Genomic DNA, 22060 nt, shown 5'->3' on the forward strand with positions numbered 1-22060 from the left:
CGTCCCCCGCCATATCGGTTAGCGATGGCCGCTCCCGAAATCGACGCGTTGACCCAGGCGCTCGCCCGCCTGCCGGGGCTCGGCCCGCGTTCGGCTCGGCGCGCGGTGCTCCACCTGCTCAAGCGCCGCGAAACCGCGCTGGTCCCGCTGATCGCCGCGCTGACGACGGTCGAGGCGCGGCTGGCGACGTGCTCGAACTGCGGCAACGTCGACACCCGCGACCCGTGCGCGGTCTGCACCGATCCGCGCCGCGACCAGACCAGCCTGTGCGTCGTCGAGGAGGTCGCCGACCTGTGGGCGCTCGACCGCGCGCGGCTGTTTCCCGGGCGCTATCACGTCCTCGGCGGGCGGCTGTCGGCGCTCGACGGAGTGCGGCCCGAGGACCTCAGCATCGACGCGCTCGTCGGGCGGGTCGCCGGCGGCGGGATCGACGAGGTCGTGCTGGCGATGAACGTCACGCTCGAGGGGCAGACGACGATGCACTTCATCGCCGACAGGCTCAGCAGCTTGCCGGTGCGCGTGACCCAACTTGCGCACGGCATGCCGGTCGGCGGCGAGCTCGACTATCTCGACGAGGGGACGCTGGCGCAGGCGTTGCGGGCGCGGCGTCCAGTGCAATAGCGCGATTCTTGACCGGCTGGCCGCTCGATCCTATTTCAGCGCCATGACCATCATGCCGATCATCGAAGCTCCCGACCCGCGCCTCCGCGTCATCTCCGAACCTGTCGCCGTCGTCGACGATGCCTTGCGTGCGTTGATGGATGACATGCTCGAGACGATGTACGACGCGCCGGGTATCGGGCTCGCCGCGATCCAGGTCGGCGTACCGAAGCGCGTGCTGGTGATCGACCTCCAGCGGCCCGGCGAAGTCGTCGAGGAGGGTGTCGAGCCTGCCGACGTCCGCAGCCCGCAATATTTCGTCAATCCCGAGATCGTCTGGGAGTCAGACGAGATCGGCCTGTACAACGAGGGCTGCCTGTCGGTGCCCGAGCTGTACGGCGATGTCGCGCGTCCGCTGCAGGTTCGCGTGAAGTGGCTCGATTACGACGGCGTCGCGCACGAGGAGGAACTCGACGGGCTGATGGCGACGTGCCTCCAGCACGAGATGGATCACCTCGAAGGCATCCTGTTCTTCGACCATCTGTCGAAGCTCAAGCGCGACATGATCGTCAAGAAGCTGACCAAGGCGAAGCGCGGCAAGATCGCGGCTTGAGCCGCGATTGCCTACGCCCGGTGGCGGCTGCCGGTGGCGAAGTCGGTCGCGAGCAGCCCGACGAGCATATCCGCGACCGCTGAGGGCGGCTTGAGCGTCGTCTGGTCCTCGCCCGGGAAGGCGCGCGCCCGCATCGTCGTCGCCGTCGCGCCGGGGTCGACGATCGCGACACGCACCGCGCTGACGTTGCTGACTTCCTCGCCATACGTCAGCACGAGGCTATCGAGCGCGGCCTTGGTCGCGGCATAGGTGCCCCAATAGGCGCGCGGAGTCGTCGCCACCGACGAGGTCAACGTCACCAGCCTCCCGGCATCGCTCGCGCGGAGCAACGGGTCGAACGCCCGGATCAGCCGCCAGTTCGCGGTGAGGTTGATCGCCACGACGAAATCGAAATCCTTGGGGGAAATATGCGGCACCGGGGTCAACGTGCCGAGCGTCGCCGCGTTGAGCACCAGCACATCGAGCTTGCCCCACCGCGCGTGGAGCGCCGCCGCGAGCCGGTCGACCGCATCGCCATCGGTGAGGTCGAACGGGGCGATTGTCGCGCTGCCGCCTGCCGCGTGGATCCGGTCGTCGACCTCGATCAACCCAGCTTCGGTCCGCGCGGTCAGGATCACATGCGCGCCCGCGGCGGCGAGTGCCTCGGCGGTGGCGGCGCCGATCCCGCGCGATGCGCCGGTGACAAGCGCGAGTTTGCCGGTGAGGGTGGTCATAGGGTCCAATCCAAAACGTCATCCCCGCGCAGGCGGGGACCCATCAGCACGAACGGCTGGGGTGATGGGTCCCCGCCTGCGCGGGGATGACGACCAAGCATTCAAGGCACGACGGCCGTTCAGCGCCGAAGAAGACTAGATCATCCGCTCCGCCAGCATCGAGAGCTGGTCGGGCACCTCGATGTCCTCCTGGTCGGTAAGGCGGGTCGGGTAATCGCCGGTGAAGCACGCGTCGCAATGCTGCGGGGCCGAGTCGTCGCGCATGTCTTCGCCGAGCGCGCGGTAAAGCCCGTCGATCGACAGGAAGGCGAGGCTGTCGACCTTGATGTATTCGCGCATCCGCTCGACGTCCATGTTGGCGGCGAGCAGCTTCGAGCGTTCGGGCGTGTCGACGCCGTAATAGCAGCTGTGCCGCGTTGGCGGCGAGGCGATCCGCATATGGACCTCCTCCGCCCCGGCGTCGCGGAGCATCTGGACGATCTTGAGGCTCGTCGTGCCGCGGACGATCGAGTCGTCGATCAGGACGATCTTCTTGCCGTCGATCAGCGCGCGGTTGGCATTATGCTTGAGCTTGACGCCGAGGTTGCGGATCTGGTCGCCCGGCTGGATGAAGGTCCGACCGACATAATGGCTGCGGATGATGCCGAGCTCGAACGGGATTCCGGCGGCCTGCGCGAAGCCGATCGCGGCAGGGGTGCCTGAATCGGGGACGGGGACCACCATGTCGGCGACGCATGGACTTTCCTTGGCGAGTTCGACGCCGATTTGCTTGCGGACCTGATAGACGCTGCGCCCGTCGACGACCGAATCGGGGCGCGAGAAATAGACGTGCTCGAAAATGCACGGGCGCGGGCGGGTAACACCGAACGGGCGCAGCGAACGCAGGCCGCGCGCGGTGATGACGATCAGCTCGCCGGGTTCGACCGAGCGCAGGAAGGTCGCGCCGACGACATCGAGTGCGACGGTCTCCGAGGCGAGAATGTAAGCGTCGTTGAGCCGCCCGAGGACAAGCGGGCGGACGCCGAGCGGGTCGCGGCACGCGATCATGCCCTCGCCGGTCAGGCACAACAGGCTGTACGCGCCCTCGACCTGCTTGAGCGCGTCGATGAACTTGTCGAGCAGGGTGCGGTAGGTGCTCGTGGCGACAAGGTGGATGATGACCTCGGTATCGCTCGTCGACTGGAAGATCGACCCGCGGCGGACGAGGTCCTTGCGCAGCTTGACCGCGTTCGAGATGTTGCCGTTGTGGCAGATCGCAAAGCCGCCCGAGGCGAGTTCGGCGAACAGCGGCTGGACGTTTCGCAACGCGGTCTCGCCGGTCGTCGCATAACGGTTGTGGCCGATCGCGACCTCACCCTTGAGCCGAGCAATGACGTCGTCGGAGTCGAAGTTCCCGGCGACATGCCCCATCGCGCGATGGGTGTGGAAGTCCTTGCTGTCGAAGCTCGTTATGCCGGCGGCTTCCTGCCCGCGATGCTGGAGCGCGTGGAGGCCGAGCGCGCACAACGCCGCCGCGCCTTCGGCGCCGTAGACACCGATGACCCCGCATTCCTCGTGGAGATGGTCACCGTCGAAAGGGTCGGTCGTAAAGTCGTCCATCGGGACTCCCCAGGGCGGCAACTTGCGGCGCATATAGGACCGAGTGGCGCATCTGTCTCCCCTTCACCGTCATTAAACTGCCACAGGAGCAATGAATTGAGCGATGCGAGCCGTGAAACCGGAACCATTCTCGATCCGCGATGGGACGATCGCGGGCTGGTCCAGACGGTGACGACCGATGCCGCGACGGGCGAGGTGCTCATGGTCGCGCATATGAACGCGACCGCGCTCGCCGCGACGCTCGCGACGGGCGAGGCGCATTACTGGAGCCGGTCGCGGCAGGAGATCTGGCACAAGGGCGCGACGTCGGGAAACACGCAGGCCGTCGTCGAACTGCGGATCGACTGCGACCAGGACGCCTTGTGGCTGCGCGTGACCCCGGCAGGACCGGCGTGCCACACCGGGGAGCGGTCGTGCTTCTACCGCGCCATCGCTGGTGATGGATCGCTGGCGCGCGACTGAGGCGTCAGGGGACGATCACGAGGAACAGGAACAGCGCAAGGATCGTCAGGTGGACCGCGCCCTGCAGGACCGTTGCCCGGCCGCTGCTCAGCGTCATCGTCGTCACGACGAAGGTCAGCGCGAGGAACACCAGCCCGGTGTCGCCGAGCCCAAGCTCGAGCGGCTGCCCGGTCCACAGCGCGACCGCGGCGACCGCCGGGATCGTCAGCGCGATCGATGCCAGCGCCGAGCCGAGCGCGAGATTGACGCTTGTCTGGAGCCGGTTGATCCGCGCCGCGCGGATCGCCGACACCGCCTCGGGCAACAGGACGAGCGCGGCAACGATGACGCCGACCGCTGCGGCGGGCTGGGCGACATGCGCCGCGCGCATCGCCGCCTCGAGCTCGGGCGACAGTTTCTTCGCGAGGAGGACGACCGCGCCGAGCGCCACGACCAGGAGCAGTGCGGCAACGCCGGTCGCGGCACCCGATGGCGGCGGCGCGTGCGCGTCGGGGGTGACGTTGCCGCCGACGGGGAGGAAATAATCGCGGTGGCGGACGGTCTGGACGAACAGGAAGACGCCGTAGAGGACGACCGCGACAATCGCGACGAACACCAATTGCGCGGGTGAATAGACCGGACCCGGCGCGGTGTGGGTGAACTCCGGCAGAACCAGCGCGGCGGTTGCGAGAACGGCGAGGACCGCAAGATACGACGACGCGGCGCGGGCGCGGAACAGCGGTTCACCGAAGCGGATGCCCGCGACGAGCAGGCAGATGCCGAGCACCCCGTTGCACGCCAGCATGACCGCCGCGAACACCGTGTCACGCGCAAGGCTCGATTCCGCGCCTTTCGCCGACAGCATGATCGAGACGATCAGCGCGACCTCGATCACCGTCACCGCGAGCGCGAGGACAAGGGTGCCGAATGGCTCGCCGATCCGGTGGGCGATGACCTCGGCGTGATGGACCGCGGCGAACACCGTTGCGAAAAGAACCGCGCCAAGCACCGCGACCCCCCAGCCCGCGAAGGCGGCCGGCGTGATGAGGGAGAGGCAAAGCCAAGCCATCGCCGGGACCGCCCACGACCAGATCGGGATGACACGCCGCAGGTCGGATGGAACGATTAGGTCGGGCAGATCAGCATCGGTTGGCATGCCCGCCAGCCTATCCGCGTAAGACACGGCAGCGCAACTCGACGATGACGATATCGCCTTGCGGTTGACGCGCACGTCAACTACATCAAGGCCATGATCGAGCCGCCGGTTTTCGCCCATGTCGCCGTGCCGCCGCCGCCGTGCGGAGCGGAGACGTTTACCATCACCGACCTCAGCACGGGGTTCAATGTCACGCCCCGGGCGATCCGCTTCTACGAGGATCAGGGGCTGATCGCGCCGACACGGAATGGCCAGAACCGCGTCTATTCGCGGCGCGACCGCAACCGGCTGGCGTGGATCCTGCGCGCCAAGAACGTCGGCTTCAGCCTCGCCGAAATCCGCGAGATGATCGACCTGTACGACCTCGGCGACGGGCGGGTGCAGCAGCGGCGCGTGACGCTCGAGAAATGCCGTAACCGGATCGCGCTGCTCGCCGAACAAAAGGCAGACATCGACGCGACGATCGACGAACTGCAATCCTTCTGTGCGCTGGTCGAAGAGCAGCTCGCGAACCCCACTGGCGAGCATGAGCTCGGCAACAACGAGAACCATAACTGATGCCCAGCTATCGCGCCCCGGTCAAAGACACGCAGTTCGTGCTGAGCGCGGTCGTCGGTCTCGAGAAATACTCGAACCTGCCGGGCTTTGCCGACGCGACCCCCGATGTCGTCCAGGCGATCCTCGAGGAAGGGGCAAAGTTCTGTGAGGGCGTCCTCCAGCCGCTCAATCTCAGTGGTGATCAGAAAGGCTGCACGCGGCATCCCGACGGTTCGGTGACGACGCCCGCCGGGTTCAAGGCGGCATACGACCAGTTCGTCGAGGCCGGGTGGGGGACATTGGTCGCCTCGCCCGAATACGGCGGGCAGGGGCTGCCGCATGTCGTCGGCACCGCGATCGCCGAATATCTGTCGAGCGCGAACATGGCGTTCTCGATGTACCCCGGACTCAACGACGGCGCGCAGGCGGCGATCGCCGCGGTCGGGTCCGACGAGCAGAAGCGCAAATATCTGCCGAAGATGGTCGAAGGCCGCTGGACCGGCACGATGAACCTGACCGAGCCGCAGTGCGGCACCGACCTTGGCCTGATCCGCACCCGCGCCGCGCCGCAGGCCGACGGCAGCTATGCCGTGACCGGGACCAAGATCTTCATCTCGGCGGGCGAGCACGACCTGTCGGACAATATCATTCACCTCGTGCTGGCGAAGACGACCGGCGCGCCCGACAACGTCAAGGGCATCAGCCTGTTCATCGTGCCCAAGTTCATCGTCGGCGACGACGGCGGTCTCGGCGCGCGCAACGGCGTCAAATGCGGCTCGATCGAGCACAAGATGGGCATCCATGCCAATTCGACGTGCGTGATGAACTACGACGGCGCGACCGGCTATCTGATCGGCGAGGAGAACAAGGGTCTCCGCGCGATGTTCATCATGATGAATGCGGCGCGATTGGGCGTCGGCGTGCAGGGGCTCGCGCAGGGCGAGGTCGCGTACCAGAACGCTGCGATCTACGCCCGCGACCGGGTGCAGGGCAAGGCGCTGACCGTTGCCGGTTCTGCCACCGTCGCACCGGCTCCCGGCCCCGTCGTCGTCGCGAGCAAGGCCGACCCGATCATCGTTCACGCCGACGTCCGCCGGATGCTGATGGACGGCCGTGCGTTCAACGAGGGCGCGCGTGCGCTGATCCTGTGGGGGGCGCTCCAGGTCGACCTCGCGCACAAAGCGGCGACCCCCGACGAGCGGCAGACCGCCGACGACCTGATCGGGCTGCTGACCCCGGTGATCAAGGGCTATTGCACCGACAAGGGCTACGACATCGCGACCGCGTCGCAGCAGGTCTATGGCGGCCACGGCTATATCGCCGAATGGGGAATGGAGCAGTTCGTCCGCGACGCGCGCATCGCCCAGATCTACGAAGGCACCAACGGTATCCAGGCGATGGACCTCGTCGGGCGCAAGCTCGGCATGAATGGCGGCCGGGCGCTGCGGACTTATCTGGGCCTGCTGGCAGAGATCATCACCGACGCCAAGGGCGATGAGCGGCTGGGGAAAATCGCGGGCGGGCTCGAGAAGGCCAGCGGCGAGCTCCAGGCCTCGACGATGTGGCTGATGCAGAATGGGCTGAGCAACCCCGACAATGCCGGGGCGGCGGCGACGGCGTATCTTCACCTGATGGGCATCGTCGCGCTCGGCCAAATGTGGCTGGTGATGGCGAAGGCGAGCCACGCCGCGCTCGATGCGGGCGCGACCGACGCCGCATTCTTCGAGAACAAGCTGATCACCGCGCGCTACTTCGCCGAGCGCTTCTTCCCCGACGCGGGCGCGCTGCGGCGCAAGCTCGAGGCGGGGGCGGAGAGCTTGATGGCGCTGCCCGCCGAAGCATTCTGATCGACCCACTAGACGCTGCGACAAAATCCTTGGGAGACGAGCCATGGCCGAAGCACTGATTTACGACGCGGTCCGTACCCCGCGCGGCAAGGGCCGCAAGGACGGCAAGCTCCACGAGATTACCCCGATCCAGCTCGCGACGCAGGTGCTCCAGAGCGTCCGCGACCGCACCGGCATCGACACCGCCGACGTCGACGACGTCGTTCTCGGTTGCGTCGCGCCGGTCGGCGAGCAGGGCAGCGACATCGCGCGCGCCGCAGTCCTCAACGCCGATTATGCCGAGTCGGTCGCCGGGGTCCAGATCAACCGCTTCTGCGCAAGCGGCCTCGAAGCGGTCAACATGGCCGCCGCCAAGGTCATCTCAGGCGAGGCTATGTTCGCGATCGGCGGCGGCGTCGAGAGCATGTCGCGCGTGCCGATGGGGGCCGACGGCGGCGCATGGCCGATGGATCCGGCGGTCGCCTACAAGACCTATTTTATGCCGCAGGGCATTGGTGCCGACCTGATCGCGACGAAGTATGGCTTCAGCCGCGCCGACGTCGACGCCTATGCGGTCGAAAGCCAGAAGCGCGCTGCCCGCGCATGGAGCGAAGGCCGCTTCAAGAACTCGGTGATCGGCGTCAAGGACGTGATCGGCGAGATCGTCCTCGCGCACGACGAGCATATGCGCCCCGGCACCGACATGCAGTCGCTCGGCGGGCTCAACCCGGCGTTCGAGGCGATCGGCGAGGGCATGCCAGGCTTCGACGCGATCGCGCTCCAGAAGTACCCCGAGGTCGAGAAGATCTTCCACGTTCACCACGGCGGCAATTCGAGCGGCATCGTCGACGGTGCGGCGGCGGTCCTCGTCGGCAACCGCGACATGGGGGCGAAGTACGGGATCAAGCCGCGTGCGAAGATTCTCGGCATGGCGTCGATCGGCTCCGAACCCGCGATCATGCTCACCGGCCCGACGCCGGTCACCGAGAAACTTCTCAAGCGCCTCGGCATGACGGTCGCCGACATCGACCTGTTCGAGCTGAACGAGGCGTTCGCGAGCGTCGTCCTGCGCTACATGCAGGCGCTCAACATCGATCATGACAAGATCAACGTGAATGGCGGGGCGATCGCGATGGGGCACCCGTTGGGCGCGACCGGTGCGATGATCCTCGGCACGGTGCTCGACGAGCTTGAGCGGACAGGCAAGTCGACCGCGCTGGTGACGCTGTGCGTCGGGGCCGGGATGGGCACCGCGACGGTGATCGAGCGGATTTGATTTAGGTGCGTGTCATCCCCGCGAAGGCGGGGACCCAAAGTCACTGACGGTGATCTTGGGTCTCCGCTTTCGCGGAGCTGACAGCAGAAATTTGGGGACTATCGCCATGACCACGCTCCACCACGACCTCGACGCCGACGGCATCCTGACCCTGACGATCGACCTGCCCGGCCAGTCGATGAACGTCATCAACGCTGATTTCACCACCGACCTCGCCGCCGCGATCGAGACGATCAAGTCCGATGCGGCGATCAAGGGCGTCGTCATCACCAGCGGCAAGGCATCGGGCTTCATGGCCGGAGCCGACCTCAAGGGGATGGGCGGGCTTGTCGGCGGTGCCGGTTCCGACGGCGGCAAATCGCGGATGGCCAAGCTGTTCGACATTGTCTTCCGCTTGAACCAGCTGTTCCGCAGCCTCGAAACATGCGGCAAGCCGGTCGCAGCGGCGATCAACGGTCTCGCGCTCGGCGGCGGGCTCGAACTGACGCTCGCGTGCCACTACCGCGTCTGCAGCGACAACCCTAAGGTCCAGCTCGGCCTGCCCGAAGTCCTCGTCGGGCTGTTCCCCGGCGCGGGCGGAACCCAGCGGCTGCCGCGCTTGATGGGCGTCCAGCCGGCGTTGATGTATTTGCTCCAGGGCAAGTCGATGAGCCCCCAAGAGGCGCTCGGCTTCGGTGTGGTCCACGCCCTTGCCCCCGCTGCCGACGTGGTTGCCACCGCGAAGGCGTGGGTCATGGCGAACCCGACCAAGTTCACCCAGCCGTGGGACGAGAAGAGCTTCAAGTTCCCCGGCGGCGTCGGCGCGATGAACCCGAACTTCGCCAAGACTTTCATGGCGGGCAATGCGATGGTGGCCAAGCAGACCAATCACAATATGAACGCCCCGATCGCGATGCTGTCGGCGGTGTACGAGGGCACGCAGCTGCCGATGGACACCGCGCTTCGCGTCGAGTCCAAGTACATGGCGAAGGTCGTTTCCGACCCGCAGGCGGGCAACATGATCCGCTCGCTGTTCGTCTCGAAGCAGGCGGCTGAAAAGGGCGCGCGTCGTCCGAAGAACGTGTCGCCGATGCCGCCGAAGAAGATCGCGATGCTCGGAGCCGGGCTGATGGGCGCGGGCGTGGCGATGGTCGCGGCGCAGGCCGGGATCGACGTCGTCCTGCTCGACCGCGATATGGCCGCTGCCGAGAAGGGCAAGCAGTACACCGCCGACCGGCTGGCGAAGAAGCGCACTGATCCGGCCAAGGCGGAGGCATTGCTCGCGCGCATCCATCCGACCGCCGATTACGCCGACCTCGCGGGCTGCGACCTGATCATCGAGGCGGTGTTCGAGGATCGCGGAATCAAAGCAGAAGTGACGAAGCGCGTCGAAGCCGTCGTCGGCGCCGACACCATCTTCGGCTCGAACACCTCGACGCTGCCGATCACCGGGCTCGCCGAGGCATGGTCGAAGCCCGCGAACTTCATCGGCATCCATTTTTTCTCGCCGGTCGAGAAGATGCCGCTGGTCGAGATCATCGTCGGCAAGGAAACCGGGCCTGATGCGATCGCCAAGGCGCTCGATTTCGTCGCCGCAATCCGCAAGACGCCGATCGTCGTCAACGATAGCCGCGGGTTCTACACCTCGCGCTGCTTCGGGACTTACGTCCAGGAAGGGCTGGCATTGCTGGCGGAGGGCGTCGGCCCGGCACTGATCGAGAATGTCGGCAAGCACATGGGGATGCCGGTCGGCCCCCTCGCGGTCAACGACGAGGTCGGGCTCGACCTGTCATTGAAGGTCGCCAAGCAGACCCGCGCCGACCTTGGCGATGCCTATAAGTCGAGCCCGAGCGAGGAGGTAATCGCGACGATGAACGAGCTTGGCCGCTTCGGGCGCAAGAACGGCAAGGGCTTCTACGTCTACCCCGAAGCGCCGGCGAAGAAGTATCTGTGGCCCGAACTGTCGGCCACCGTCGCAACGCCGGGCGAGCATAGCGACGCGACGCCCGAAGCGATCCGCGAGCGGCTGTTGTATCGCCAGATGGTCGAGTGCGCGCGCTGCTTCGCCGAGGGGGTGCTCGAAACGCCCGAGGACGGCGACCTCGGCGCGATCTTCGGCTGGGGCTTCGCGCCGTTCACCGGCGGTCCGTTCAGCCACATGGACACGCTCGGGCTGAAGACCGTCGTCGCGATCCTCGACGGGCTGACGCAGCGCCACGGCGACCGCTTCACCCCGCCGCAATTGCTCCGCGATATGGCGGCGAAGGGCGAGACATTCTACGGACGCGCAGCGGCGAAGCTTGCGGCGTAGCACCTGATCGGCGAGGAGGTGGCGTGCGCCGCCTCCTCGCCTGCCTCCTTCTCGCCGTCCTGCTGCTTGCCGCGTTCGTCATTGCCGGATGGCGCGAGGCGACGCGCGTGCCGGTCGTCGTCCGCTACGACGTCGCGGTTCCGAACTGGCCGGTTGGGCAAGCACCGCTCCGCATCGTTCAGCTCAGCGACACCCACGCCGGGCTGCCCGACATGCCGATCGACCGGCTGTATGCGATCATCGCGCAGGCGAACGCGCTCAAGCCCGACCTGATCGTGCTGACCGGCGACTATCAGGGCGAGAAGCTGTTCGTCAGTACACCGACCAACCTCGACAAGGTCGTCAAGCCGTTCCGCGCGCTGCGGTCGCGGCTTGGGACATTCGCGGTGCGCGGCAATCATGACGACGCCTTCTGGTCGCCGATCGTCCTGCCGCGCTATCGGATGACATACCTCCAGAACCGCTGGGCGGATGCCGGTCCGATCATCATCGCAGGTGTCGACGACCTGACGACCGGCAGCCCGAACGTCGCCGCCGCGCTCGCGGGCATCCCGCCGGGCAAGCCGGTCGTCCTGCTGATGCACGAGCCCGACACCTTCGTCAGCGTCCCGGCGTCGGTCGCGCTAACGCTCGCCGGGCACACCCACGGCGGCCAGATGAGCTGGCCATTGATCGGCGCGCCGTGGATCGGGACCGAATTCGGCCGGGAGCACCGCCGCGGACTATTCGTCGAGGGCGGACGGCCGCTGATCGTCTCGTCGGGCGTCGGCACGACGACCGTGCCGATCCGCCTCGGTGTGCCCCCCGAGATCGTCCTGATCACCCTCCACGGGTGACGCCCTACTCGGTCGGCAGGAAGTCCGGGACCGACAGATAACGCTCGCCGGTATCGTAATTGAAGCCGAGGATGCGCGAACCCGCTGGCAGTTCGGGCAGCTTCTGCGCGATCGCGCACAAGGTCGCCCCCGACGAGATGCCGACGAGCATGCCCTCTTCCTTCGCCGCCCGGACCGCCCACGCCTTGGCATCGTTGGGGTCGACCTGGATGACGCCGTCGAGGATCTGCGTGTGAAGGTTCTCGGGGATGAAGCCCGCGCCGATGCCCTGGATCGCGTGCGGCCCCGGCTGGCCGCCCGAGATCACCGGTGACGTCGTCGGCTCGACCGCGAACACCTTGAGCTTCGGCCAGATCGGCTTGAGTGCCTCGGCAACGCCGGTGATGTGGCCGCCGGTGCCGACGCCGGTGATCATCGCGTCGATCGGCGTCTCGTCGAAATCCTCGAGGATCTCGCGCGCGGTGGTACGGACGTGGACCGCGACGTTCGCCGGGTTCTCGAACTGCCCCGGCATCCAGCTGTTCGGGGTCGAGGCGACGATCTCGTGCGCGCGTTCGATCGCGGCCTTTACACCGCCCGCGCGCGGCGTCAGGTCGAAGGTCGCGCCGTACGCCAGCATCAGCCGCCGCCGCTCGATCGACATCGAATCGGGCATGACGAGGATGACCTTGTAGCCCTTGATCGCGCCGACGAGCGCGAGGCCGATGCCGGTGTTGCCGCTGGTCGGCTCGACGATCGTCCCGCCGGGCTGAAGCGAGCCGTCGGCCTCGGCCGCTTCGACCATCGCCAGCGCGATGCGGTCCTTGATCGACCCGCCGGGGTTCGACCGCTCGGACTTGATCCAGACTTCGTGGTCGGGAAACAGCCGCGCCATGCGGATGTGCGGCGTGTTGCCGATCGTGGCGAGGATCGAATCTGCTTTCATCGCGCTGTCTCCGCTTGCTCGGTTTCAATAGCAATTTCGATCGCCGCGGGCGAGGACGTTTCGGGGGCGACGAAGCGGTCGGCGCGGCGCAGTCCCGGGAATTGCCACGCCCAGATCAGCGTCACCACGACCGCACCGACGCCGCCGGCGACGACCGCCTCGACCGGGCCGAGCCACGCCGCGGTCAGCCCGCTCTCGAACTCGCCGAGCTCGTTCGATGCCGAGATGAACACCGACGACACCGCCGACACCCGCCCGCGCATCGCGTCGGGGGTGTGGAGCTGGATCAGCGATGACCGGACATAAACCGAGATCATGTCGGCGGCACCAAGCACCGCGAGCGCGCCGAGCGACAGATACAGGTCTTTCGACAGGCCGAAGACGATCGTCGAGACGCCGAACAGCGCGACGCAGGCGAACATCTTGACCCCGACATGGCGCGTGATCGGCAGTCGCGTCAGCAGCAGCGCGGTGATCGCCGCGCCCGCCGCCGGGGCGGCGCGCAACGGCCCCAGCCCGGCGACACCGACATGGAGGACGTCGCGGGCATAGACCGGCAGCATCGCGGTCGCTCCGCCGAGCAGCACCGCGAACAGGTCGAGGCTGATCGCGCCGAGGACGATCTGGTTATGGCGGACATAGCCGAGCCCCTCGAGCGTCGCGCGCCACGGGCTCAGCAGCGACCGCGCAGGGCGCGGGACGGGGGTGATCATGAACAGCGCCACGAGCGCGATCGCGAACAGGACCGTGGCGAGAAGATATGGCGCGGCGGGGGAGGCCGCATACAGGAACGCGCCAAGCGGCGGCCCGACGACCCCGCCGCCCTGCCAGCCGATCGAATTCCACGCGATTGCGGTCGGCAGCATCTCGCGCGGGACCAAATTGGGGGCGAGCGCCGACAGCGCCGGGCCGATAAATGCGCGCCCGACGCCGAGCAGGACCGCGACGACGAACAACGCCGTCAACGTGACATCGTGCGCGAGTGCAAGCCCGCCGAGCAGCGCCGCGCAGAACAACACCAGCGCGGTCGCGGCACGCGCAATGTAGCGCCGGTCTACCCGGTCGGCGACATAGCCGACGACGAGCGTCAAGGCGAACAGCGGCAGGAACTGCGCGAGCCCGATCATGCCGAGCAGGAACGCCGCGTCCTTGGTCGACATCGTCAGCCGCGCGATGTCGTAGACCTGCCAGCCGATGACGATGACGAGCATCGCGCTGGCGACGTTGGCGGCGACCCGCGCGGCGAAGAAGGCGCGGAAGTTGGGGATGGCGAAGGGGTTCACGCGGAGGGTGTTAAGGTAGCGACGGGCGATAGGGCAAGAAACCATTGCTTCCGCACTCTCGTTCTTGTCCGAGCCGGATGGGCAGAAAAAGTGACGGACGCGCGCAACCTCGCTATCTCCCCGCAATGACTCCCCCTCGCTTCGCCTTCACCATTGCTGCGACCGACGGCGCGGCGCGCCGCGGCACGATCGCGTTGCGCCGCGGCACGATCCGGACGCCCGCGTTCATGCCGGTCGGGACCGCTGCCACCGTCAAGGCAATGCGGCCGGCGGAGGTGCGCGCGTCGGGGGCCGACATCATCCTCGGCAACACCTATCACCTGATGCTCCGCCCGACCGCCGAGCGGATCGCGCGCCTCGGCGGGCTGCACAAGTTCATGGGCTGGGAGCACCCGATCCTGACCGACAGCGGCGGCTATCAGGTGATGAGCCTTGGGAGCCTGACCAAGATTACCGAGGAGGGGGTGACCTTCGCCTCGCACCGCGACGGATCGAAGCATGCCGTTACGCCCGAGCGCTCGATCGAGATCCAGCGGCTGCTCGGCTCCGACATCGTCATGGCGTTCGACGAGCTCGTCGCGCTGCCGGGAACGCACGAGGCCGTTGCGAGCGCGATGCGGCGGTCGATGCGCTGGGCGAAACGTTCGCGCGACGGCTTCGACAGCGGCGGCGCGCACGCCGAGGCATCGGCGATCTTCGGCATCCAGCAAGGCGGGCTCGACGAGGCGCTGCGCGGCGAGTCGGCGGCGGCGCTGACCGAGATCGGCTTCGATGGCTATGCGATCGGCGGGCTCGCGGTCGGGGAGGGGCAGGCGGCGATGCTCGGCGTGCTCGACTTCGCCTGCGCCCAACTTCCCGCCGACCGCCCGCGCTATCTGATGGGCGTCGGCAAGCCCGACGATATCGTCGGCGCGGTGCTACGCGGGGTCGACATGTTCGACTGCGTCCTGCCGACACGGTCGGGGCGGACGGGGCAGGCGTTCACGCGGGATGGGCCGATCAACCTGCGGAACGCGAAGTTTGTCGAGGATCAGGCGCCGCTCGACGGCGAGTGTCCGTGCCCGGTGTGTGCGACCGCGAGCCGGGCGTATCTCAGTCATCTGGTGCGGTCGGATGAGATACTCGGGGCGATGCTGATGACCGAGCATAATGTTTGGTTTTACGAGACGCTGATGGCGGATTTGCGGGGGGCGATCGGGGAGGGGCGGGTGAAGGTGTTCGCCGCTAAGTTTCTCGCGCGCTACTCTTCCCTCTCCCCTTGAGGGAGAGGGACGGCGCGCTTGCGCCAGGGTGAGGGTGAGTGGCTCGTAATACGGAGACTTCGCCCTCACCCTGGTTGCGCGAAGAGTGCAACCGTCCCTCTCCCTCGAGGGGAGAGGGAGAACAGGTCACTTCCCGCCGAAGACCGCTTTCCGCTTCTGCAAAAACGCCGCCACCCCCTCGCCGAAATCGGCCGACCGCCCCGCGCTCCGCTGGTTACGCCGCTCGATCGCCAGCGCCCCCGTCAGCGATGCATCGAGGCTGTCGCGGATGCCCTGCCGGATCAGCGCATACGTCTTCGTCGGCCCCGCCGCGAGGCGCGTCGCCAGCGTGTTCGCGGTCGCCATCAGCTCGGCGTCGGGAACAACCTGCCAGATCATCCCCCAGTCGAGCGCGGTCGCTGCCGGGATTTTCTCGCCGAGCATCATCATCCCCTGCGCGCGCGCCTTGCCCGCGAGCCGCGGCAGCAGCCACGTCGAGCCGACGTCGGGAACGAGGCCGATGTTGACGAAGGCCTGGAGAAAATACGCGCTCTCGCCGGCAACGACGATGTCACCCGCGAGCGCGAACGAGCAGCCCGCCCCCGCCGCCGGGCCGTTGATCGCGGTGACGAACGGCACCGGCAGCGCGAACAGCCGTTCGAGCAACGGATTGAAATGAGTTTCGAGGCGGTGACCGGCGTCGATCGGGCCGCGCCCCTGCGCCGATCCGGTTGCGCCGCCGGTGGCGAGGTCGGCGCCGCTGCAGAACGCGCGGCCCGCGCCGGTCAGCAGCAACGCCCGCGCGGTCCCCTCGTCGCGGACGCGGTCGACCGCGTCGATCATCTCGGCGATCAGGTCGGTCGTCAGCGCATTGAGCGCAGCGGGGCGGTTGAGCGTCAGCGTCGCGACGCCGTCGGCTTCGGTGAACAGGATATGCTCGTAATTCATGGTCGCTCCCCGTGATTTTGTCGCGATCCTAGCCGCGAATCATCGCGTGAGAAACCGCTGTCCTACAGGGGGCGGACGCGACTAGCGTCCCGCCCCGAACGTCGACCGAAGGAGAGTTATGAATTTACCGCCGCCCAATTACTCTCATTCGCCGCGCCGGGCGGCGGCGCGGACCTGCAGCTTTTCTACGGGATCGCCGACGTCGCAAAACATCGACTTTAGTGTGAACTTAATTTGAACTTAGCGACCGAAGCGGCCTATTTGGTTAGCTGCTCAGCCGCGCGCCTTGACCAACATGAACGCCGGGACGTCGTTGCCGAAGCCGATCTCGCTCGGGCCGTCGTCGTTCGAGTGGCGGCGGCCTTCGTCGCGGCGGCCCTCATCGCGACGTTTGTCGTCGCGGCGGGGTTCGCGAGACTGGTGCGGCTGCTCGCGGGGTGCGGTCGCGCGGGCGGGTTCTGCGGCGCGAGCGGGTTCGGCGGCGCGCGCGGGTTCGGCGCTTCGGGCTTCGCTCGCGCGCGGCTCGGCGGCCTTTGGTGCGGCGCTCGTCGGCTCGCTTGCCGCGGTCTCGGAGCGCTGGTTCTCGGGCTTGCGGCCTCGCCCCCCACGGCGGCGGCGCGGGCGCGGGGCGTCGCTGCTGCTCGGCACCTCGGCCTCTTGGTCGGCCTTATCGACGTCGTGGGCGGCCTCGGCGACCGGGAGCGCGTCGACCGGCACCGCGATCGTCTCGGCGGCATCTTCGACCTCGTCGGGGACGGCGGCGTTGGCGGCATGACGCGGGACCTTGTGCCCGATCAGTTTCTCGACCTCGTGGAGGTTGTCGGCCTCCTCGGGTGTCGCGAGCGTGTAGGCGATGCCGGTGAGCCCGGCGCGTCCGGTGCGCCCGATGCGGTGGACATAATCCTCGGCATGGTGCGGCACGTCGTAGTTGATGACGTGGCTGACGCCGGGCACATCGAGCCCGCGCGCGGCGACGTCGGAAGCGACGAGGACAAGGATCGCGCCCGACTTGAAGCGGTCGAGCTCGCGGATGCGGTCGCCCTGATCCATGTCGCCGTGGATCTGTCCGGCCGACAGCCCGGCCTTCTTGAGCACGTCGGCGAGCTCGCGGACGTCCTTCTTGCGGTTGCAGAAGACGATGGCGTTCTTGACCTCGGGGTCGCTGAGCAGCTTGCGCAGCGCCGCGCGCTTGCCGCGCGAACTCGTCTCGACGACGAACTGCGCGATCGAGGCATTGGTCGATGCGGGGCGAGCGACTTCGATCGTCTTCGGGTCCGACATGAAGCGGTCGGCGAGCTTCTTGATCGGTCCCGGCATCGTTGCCGAGAACAACAGCGTCTGGCGCACGGCGGGAAGCTTGGTGCAGATTTCCTCGATGTCGGGGATGAACCCCATGTCGAGCATCCGGTCGGCCTCGTCGATGACGAGCAAACCGCAGTTGTTGAGCATGATCTTGCCGCGGCCGAACAGATCCATCAGGCGGCCCGGGGTCGCGATCAGGACGTCGACGCCCTTCTCGAGCGCGGCGAGCTGGTCGCCCATCGACACGCCGCCGATCAGCAACGCCATGTTGAGCTTATGGTACTTGCCGTATTTGACGAAATTTTCGCTGACCTGCTGCGCCAGTTCGCGGGTCGGCTCGAGGATCAGCGATCTTGGCATCCGCGCGCGGCCGCGGCCCTGCGCAAGAATATCGATCATCGGCAGAACGAACGAGGCGGTCTTGCCGGTACCGGTCTGGGCGACACCGATGATGTCGCGCCCCATCAGCACGCTCGGAATCGCGCTCGCCTGAATCGGCGACGGGGTCGTATACCCGCTATCGCCGACCGCGCGGAGCAACTCCTCCGACAAGCCCAGTGCTTCGAAACTCATGCGGGTCCTTGGGATCCAGGGGGCAGTCCAACCGCGATCGCCCACGCTTCGCCTCGCGCTTGGCGCGCTTTTGCGTCGAAAGTCAATGAATGACGCGCGAATCTGGCAGGAAGCGATGATGAGCGCGCAAAATAAAGGGCGGGGATTGCTCCCCGCCCTTTATCGTCCGGCGCGTTGGATACTAGAACTTGATACCGCCGGCGATGCCGTAGCGCCGCGGCTCGAGGGTGAAGATGTTGGTGAACAGGCCCGACGACTGGTCGGTCACATACAGGCCGGTCGTCGCATTGTTGTTGGCGATGTTCTGGATGAAGCCACGAACGAACCAGCGGTCGTCCTTGCCGTTCACCTGAACCTGCGCGTTCATGATGTAGTACGACGGGATGCGGTCGGCGTTGTCGTTGAAGATGCTTCCCGTGCTTTCACCGGTGAGGGCGATATCGAACCGCGGAACCACGTTGATGCCGCCGGTGCCGAGATCGATCGTGTACTGCGCGCCTGCCGAAGCCTTGAACTTCGGCGACTGCGGCAGCTGGTTGCCACGAACATTGACCTGCACACCGTCGTTGGCGACGTTGACGCCACCGAACAGCGTGCCCACCGTCGCCGCGTTTGCAGCAAGCGCACTGCAGATGCCGAACGCGCCGGTGGTGTTGCCCTGGATACCGCTGCCCACCGGGAACGGTGTCGGACCGTTGAGGCCGATCCCGCTGTTGATCGCGGTGACATATCCCTGTGCGCCAGCCGCGTTGCCGGCGACCTTCGGGACGACGGCGCAGTTGGCGGCGGTGGTGATGTCCTTGATGATCACCGCGTCGCCACGACCGCCCGACGGGTCGCGCGGATTGGCGAAGAACGAGTCGCCGACGACCTTGGTCTTCAGGTAGCTGAAGCCGAGGTTGACCGCGAAGGCACGGATCGGCTCGATGATCGCGTCGGCCTCGACGCCGTAGATGTCGGCGTTGATGTTGTCGTTGACCGCGGTCCGCTGAACGATGCGGCTGATCTGCAGGTTCTTGTACTTGTAGTAGAACGCCGCGAGGTTCAGGCGAACTGTACCGTCGAGGAAGGTGTTCTTCGATCCGATCTCGAACGAGTCGATGAACTCGGGGCTGAAGGCGACCGGCACCCCGGCCCCCGGCGACAGCGGCGGGTTGATGCCGCCCGACTTGTAGCCGCGCGAGTACGACGCATACAGCAGGTTCTGGTCGGTGATCTTATAGTCGAGGACCGCGCGCCCGGTGACTTCGGAGAAGCCGACCTTCGCTGTCTGGAACAGCTGGTTGCCGGCGTTGACCGCATCATAGTCCAGGTTGCCGTAGTTGAAGGCCTGGGTGATGTTCGAGGAGCCGTATGGCACGAGGACCGCGGTCCCAGCCGAATCCGAGAACAGTGTCGTACGCGCGCTGACCGTCTTCTGGTCGTTGTTGTAGCGCAAACCGACAGTCAGCTTGAGGCGATCAGTCGCCTGCAAATACGCCTCACCGAAGAGGCCGTACGACGTCAGCTTATAATAATTGGTATTGTTCCGATAATATGGCGACGCTTCGTAGCTGCTGGGGAAGGTCGTCTGCCCCGCCAACTGCCTGCCAATTGTATTCGCCAAGCCGAGGACAGCGGAACCGTAGTCGAGCCCGAAAGCGTTGACGTAATAGCTGTTCTCGCTCGTCTTGAAGCTGTTGTAGATGCCGCCGAACAGGAAGTTGAGCTTGCCGTCGAACTGCGTCGTCAGGATCGCTTCGCCGGTATAGCCCTCGTCGCGCTGTACCGAGCGGTCGGCGTTGAGCGGGACGGCGCCGCAGACCGAATGGCCGCCGAAAGCGCCGGTCCCGGTCGTATCGAACGGGATCGAGGTACAATATGGCCCGCCGACGCCGTTCGGGATCAACGCCGACAGAGCGGGCTTGATCTGCGACAAAGCAGCGGCAAACGGGGCCAGCGCGGGCGACAATGCGCCGGCACCTCCGGCACCGTAGATCGACGCAACGGTCAGGCCCTGCGCAGCCAGCGTGCCGCTGTTGAGTGCGAGGTCATAGTCTTGGCTCGAATCGACCGAGTTGCGCTGGTAGAGGCCCGAGACGTCGAGCTTAACCTTGCCGAAATCGTGCTCGATCTTGATTGTCGCGTTGATCTCGTCGGAGAAATAGCTCGGCTGGTAAGCGGTATAGACCTGCCGAGGATCCTGCGGGTTTATCGCGGCGCCATAGGCATCGGGGCCATAGAGGTTGGCGATCGCCAGCGGCTTGAGCGCGGGTGCCAGCGCGCCGAAAACCGCCGGCGAGCCGAGGAACTGCTGCGACACGAACAGGCTTGCGATCGTCGCGTTGGCGTTGGTCACGCCGTTCTGTCCGGAAGCCGTCGTCAGTCCGCCGGGCAAGCAGCCGAGGACGCCGGTCGGGTCGCGCAGGCACTGCTGCTTCTGGTTGCGCAGGCGGCTATCGTTCTCGTGGAAGTAATAGCCCATCAGGTCGATCGTGGTGTTCGGCTCGGGGCGCCAGCGGACCGAGCCGCGCAGCGCATATTCGTCGCGGCCGTCGATGCCCGTGTTGTTGTAGAGGTTCTGGGTATAGCCGTCGCGCTTGAGATAAGTACCGGCAAAGCGGACACCCAGCGTGTCGGTCAGCGGGACGTTGATCATGCCCTTGATGCGGATGTCGTTGTAATTCCCGTACTCACCCTCGACCGAGGCGTGGAGCGCCTTCAAGTCGGGCTTGACGGTAATGAAGTTCACGACGCCGGCGGTGGCGTTGCGACCGTACAAAGTGCCCTGCGGGCCGCGTAGCACCTCTACCCGCTCGAGGTCGAAGTAGTCGGTTTCGAAGATGCGCGTGTTGAACAGCGGCAGGTCGTTGACGTGGATCGCAGTCGCTGAATCGCAGGTGACGCCGACGCACAGGTCGCCGACGCCGCGGATGGTGAACACGCCGGTGGTGAAGTTGCCCTTAGTGAAGGTGATGTTGGGCAGCGTCAGCTGGAGATCCGACGAGTTGTTGATCTGCTGGGCGGCGAGACTTTGCGCGGTGAAGGCGGTCACGGCAATCGGCACATCCTGCAGGCTTTGCGAGGTGCGCTGCGCGGTGACGACGATCTCGTCGATGGCGTTGTATCCGCCCGAACTGGTCGGCGCGGTGGCAGTTTGTCCGGGATTGGCGGGGGCGCTTGCGGCGCTTTGGGCTAGTCCCGCGCCCGCGTTGAACAAAGCCAGCAGCGATACGCCGGAAACCAAAACGGTCCGCGACGCGACAGCGATCGAGCGCATGATTTTCTCCCCAAAGTTACGTCCTTCGCCGCCGGCGGTTGTTCCCGCCGATCAGCGTCCCCACGGCATAAGACTGCGCGGGTTGGTGATCATCTGAACAGGCGAAGCGCGGCTTGTCCACACCGCGATGGTGATTTCTGCGCCCGGCCGACAAGTCTATTTCGGCGTGGCGTATTTGTCACAGTCGAGCCCTATCGGCGGGCTGCGGCGACCTTAACGATCGTATCGATCGGGCATTCCCCGCCCGACCGGGCGATGACGGCGTCGCGCCCGGCGCACAATTGGCCGGCGACCGCGCGACGATAATAAAAACCCTGGTAGAAGCTTAGCGCCGGGCAGGCCTGGGCGAAGGTCATGCGCCAGCGGGTACCGCCGTTCATCGATAACTCGACGGCTCGGTCGCCGAAGACAACGGCGCCGGCAACGTGGTCGACCCCGATGCACCGCGTTTTCGCAGCACGCACGGCGGCTTTCGCGGCGGCATTGTCATGATCGGCTTGCGCGCGAGCGCGGGCGGCGTGCGCCGGCTGGCTCGCCTCGGCGCTCACGCCAAGCGCGGCAACGCCCAGCGTAACGTACAGAACACGCAGGAACATCAGTCTGATACGGTCATAGCTTGTCACGAATCAGCGCGTTGCCTGT

18 protein-coding genes are annotated in these 22060 nt (G+C 66.5%); 9 read left to right on the top strand and 9 right to left on the bottom strand.

Going from position 1 to position 22060, the window contains the following annotated elements; translation table 11 throughout:
• Positions 1 to 24: 24 nt before the first annotated feature.
• Both recR and def read left to right on the top strand, forming a co-directional pair.
• Positions 25 to 621 carry a recombination mediator RecR gene (gene recR, locus KZX46_RS11290; RefSeq protein WP_219776650.1) on the top strand — a complete coding sequence of 199 codons (597 nt, stop codon included), beginning with the start codon at positions 25 to 27 and terminating at the stop codon, positions 619 to 621.
• A 43-nt stretch (positions 622 to 664) separates the two neighbouring features.
• Positions 665 to 1213: a peptide deformylase gene (gene def, locus KZX46_RS11295; protein WP_216709180.1), complete on the top strand. Its 549-nt coding sequence runs from the start codon at positions 665 to 667 to the stop codon at positions 1211 to 1213.
• Between the two features lie 11 nt (positions 1214 to 1224).
• On the opposite strand, the gene KZX46_RS11300 is transcribed toward def, so the two are convergent.
• A complete protein-coding gene (locus KZX46_RS11300) occupies positions 1225 to 1926 on the bottom strand; it encodes an SDR family NAD(P)-dependent oxidoreductase (protein WP_219776651.1) in 702 nt (233 codons plus the stop codon).
• 135 nt (positions 1927 to 2061) lie between these two features.
• A complete protein-coding gene (gene purF, locus KZX46_RS11305; RefSeq protein ID WP_219776652.1) occupies positions 2062 to 3525 on the bottom strand; it encodes an amidophosphoribosyltransferase in 1464 nt (487 codons plus the stop codon).
• 96 nt (positions 3526 to 3621) lie between these two features.
• Here purF and hisI point away from each other — a divergent pair, with 96 nt between their 5' ends.
• The gene (hisI, locus tag KZX46_RS11310) at positions 3622 to 3987 is read left to right on the top strand and encodes a phosphoribosyl-AMP cyclohydrolase (protein WP_226896232.1); all 366 of its coding nucleotides are present in this window, start codon (positions 3622 to 3624) and stop codon (positions 3985 to 3987) included.
• Positions 3988 to 3991: 4 nt separating this feature from the next.
• Here hisI and KZX46_RS11315 read toward each other — a convergent pair whose 3' ends face one another.
• The gene (locus tag KZX46_RS11315; protein WP_226896233.1) at positions 3992 to 5122 is read right to left on the bottom strand and encodes a calcium:proton antiporter; all 1131 of its coding nucleotides are present in this window, start codon (positions 5120 to 5122) and stop codon (positions 3992 to 3994) included.
• 93 nt (positions 5123 to 5215) lie between these two features.
• Here KZX46_RS11315 and KZX46_RS11320 point away from each other — a divergent pair, with 93 nt between their 5' ends.
• The 5 genes from KZX46_RS11320 to KZX46_RS11340 all read left to right on the top strand — a co-directional run bounded on the left by KZX46_RS11320 (position 5216) and on the right by KZX46_RS11340 (position 11887).
• Complete coding sequence (locus KZX46_RS11320) at positions 5216 to 5680, top strand: MerR family DNA-binding transcriptional regulator (RefSeq protein WP_219776654.1); 465 nt, start codon at positions 5216 to 5218, stop codon at positions 5678 to 5680.
• Complete coding sequence (locus tag KZX46_RS11325; protein WP_219776655.1) at positions 5680 to 7506, top strand: acyl-CoA dehydrogenase C-terminal domain-containing protein; 1827 nt, start codon at positions 5680 to 5682, stop codon at positions 7504 to 7506. Before KZX46_RS11320 ends, KZX46_RS11325 begins: the two co-directional genes overlap by 1 nt.
• Positions 7507 to 7549: 43 nt before the next feature.
• Positions 7550 to 8761 carry an acetyl-CoA C-acetyltransferase gene (locus tag KZX46_RS11330; protein WP_219776656.1) on the top strand — a complete coding sequence of 404 codons (1212 nt, stop codon included), beginning with the start codon at positions 7550 to 7552 and terminating at the stop codon, positions 8759 to 8761.
• A 106-nt stretch (positions 8762 to 8867) separates the two neighbouring features.
• Complete coding sequence (locus tag KZX46_RS11335) at positions 8868 to 11051, top strand: 3-hydroxyacyl-CoA dehydrogenase NAD-binding domain-containing protein (RefSeq protein WP_219776657.1); 2184 nt, start codon at positions 8868 to 8870, stop codon at positions 11049 to 11051.
• 23 nt (positions 11052 to 11074) lie between these two features.
• Positions 11075 to 11887, top strand: coding sequence for a metallophosphoesterase (locus KZX46_RS11340; RefSeq protein WP_219776658.1), 813 nt, complete (start codon positions 11075 to 11077; stop codon positions 11885 to 11887).
• A gap of 4 nt (positions 11888 to 11891) precedes the next feature.
• Here the strand turns inward: KZX46_RS11340 and cysK are convergent, their stop codons facing one another.
• Together cysK and KZX46_RS11350 are read right to left on the bottom strand one after the other, a co-directional pair.
• Entirely contained in the window at positions 11892 to 12812 is a 921-nt protein-coding gene (cysK, locus tag KZX46_RS11345) for a cysteine synthase A (protein ID WP_219776659.1), read from the bottom strand.
• On the bottom strand, positions 12809 to 14140 hold the full coding sequence (locus KZX46_RS11350; RefSeq protein ID WP_219776660.1) for an MFS transporter: 1332 nt from the start codon (positions 14138 to 14140) through the stop codon (positions 12809 to 12811). The genes cysK and KZX46_RS11350 overlap by 4 nt, the downstream gene beginning before the upstream one ends.
• Positions 14141 to 14220: 80 nt before the next feature.
• On the opposite strand from KZX46_RS11350, the gene tgt reads away from it, so the two are divergent.
• Entirely contained in the window at positions 14221 to 15357 is a 1137-nt protein-coding gene (tgt, locus tag KZX46_RS11355) for a tRNA guanosine(34) transglycosylase Tgt (RefSeq protein WP_219776661.1), read from the top strand.
• A gap of 126 nt (positions 15358 to 15483) precedes the next feature.
• Here the strand turns inward: tgt and KZX46_RS11360 are convergent, their stop codons facing one another.
• From KZX46_RS11360 to KZX46_RS11375, 4 genes are all read right to left on the bottom strand, one after another.
• A complete protein-coding gene (locus KZX46_RS11360) occupies positions 15484 to 16284 on the bottom strand; it encodes an enoyl-CoA hydratase-related protein (protein WP_219776662.1) in 801 nt (266 codons plus the stop codon).
• Between the two features lie 273 nt (positions 16285 to 16557).
• Entirely contained in the window at positions 16558 to 18159 is a 1602-nt protein-coding gene (locus KZX46_RS11365; protein ID WP_219776663.1) for a DEAD/DEAH box helicase, read from the bottom strand.
• 181 nt (positions 18160 to 18340) lie between these two features.
• Complete coding sequence (locus KZX46_RS11370) at positions 18341 to 21418, bottom strand: TonB-dependent receptor (protein WP_219776664.1); 3078 nt, start codon at positions 21416 to 21418, stop codon at positions 18341 to 18343.
• A 191-nt stretch (positions 21419 to 21609) separates the two neighbouring features.
• On the bottom strand, positions 21610 to 22014 hold the full coding sequence (locus KZX46_RS11375) for a DUF6491 family protein (RefSeq protein ID WP_219776665.1): 405 nt from the start codon (positions 22012 to 22014) through the stop codon (positions 21610 to 21612).
• Positions 22015 to 22060 lie beyond the last annotated feature (46 nt).

Source organism: Polymorphobacter sp. PAMC 29334 (assembly GCF_019431245.1).
Taxonomy (GTDB): domain Bacteria; phylum Pseudomonadota; class Alphaproteobacteria; order Sphingomonadales; family Sphingomonadaceae; genus Polymorphobacter_B; species Polymorphobacter_B megasporae.

Excerpts from the sequence above, each read along its gene's own strand:
- recR (WP_219776650.1), top strand. The coding sequence starts at position 25 with ATGGCCGCTCCCGAAATCGACGCGTTGACCCAGGCGCTCGCCCGCCTG.
- def (WP_216709180.1), top strand. The coding sequence starts at position 665 with ATGACCATCATGCCGATCATCGAAGCTCCCGACCCGCGCCTCCGCGTC.
- KZX46_RS11300 (WP_219776651.1), bottom strand. The coding sequence starts at position 1,926 with ATGACCACCCTCACCGGCAAACTCGCGCTTGTCACCGGCGCATCGCGC.
- purF (WP_219776652.1), bottom strand. The coding sequence starts at position 3,525 with ATGGACGACTTTACGACCGACCCTTTCGACGGTGACCATCTCCACGAG.
- KZX46_RS11315 (WP_226896233.1), bottom strand. The coding sequence starts at position 5,122 with ATGCCAACCGATGCTGATCTGCCCGACCTAATCGTTCCATCCGACCTG.
- KZX46_RS11320 (WP_219776654.1), top strand. The coding sequence starts at position 5,216 with ATGATCGAGCCGCCGGTTTTCGCCCATGTCGCCGTGCCGCCGCCGCCG.
- KZX46_RS11325 (WP_219776655.1), top strand. The coding sequence starts at position 5,680 with ATGCCCAGCTATCGCGCCCCGGTCAAAGACACGCAGTTCGTGCTGAGC.
- KZX46_RS11330 (WP_219776656.1), top strand. The coding sequence starts at position 7,550 with ATGGCCGAAGCACTGATTTACGACGCGGTCCGTACCCCGCGCGGCAAG.
- KZX46_RS11335 (WP_219776657.1), top strand. The coding sequence starts at position 8,868 with ATGACCACGCTCCACCACGACCTCGACGCCGACGGCATCCTGACCCTG.
- cysK (WP_219776659.1), bottom strand. The coding sequence starts at position 12,812 with ATGAAAGCAGATTCGATCCTCGCCACGATCGGCAACACGCCGCACATC.
- KZX46_RS11350 (WP_219776660.1), bottom strand. The coding sequence starts at position 14,140 with ATGGTTTCTTGCCCTATCGCCCGTCGCTACCTTAACACCCTCCGCGTG.
- tgt (WP_219776661.1), top strand. The coding sequence starts at position 14,221 with ATGACTCCCCCTCGCTTCGCCTTCACCATTGCTGCGACCGACGGCGCG.
- KZX46_RS11360 (WP_219776662.1), bottom strand. The coding sequence starts at position 16,284 with ATGAATTACGAGCATATCCTGTTCACCGAAGCCGACGGCGTCGCGACG.
- KZX46_RS11365 (WP_219776663.1), bottom strand. The coding sequence starts at position 18,159 with ATGAGTTTCGAAGCACTGGGCTTGTCGGAGGAGTTGCTCCGCGCGGTC.
- KZX46_RS11370 (WP_219776664.1), bottom strand. The coding sequence starts at position 21,418 with ATGCGCTCGATCGCTGTCGCGTCGCGGACCGTTTTGGTTTCCGGCGTA.
- KZX46_RS11375 (WP_219776665.1), bottom strand. The coding sequence starts at position 22,014 with ATGTTCCTGCGTGTTCTGTACGTTACGCTGGGCGTTGCCGCGCTTGGC.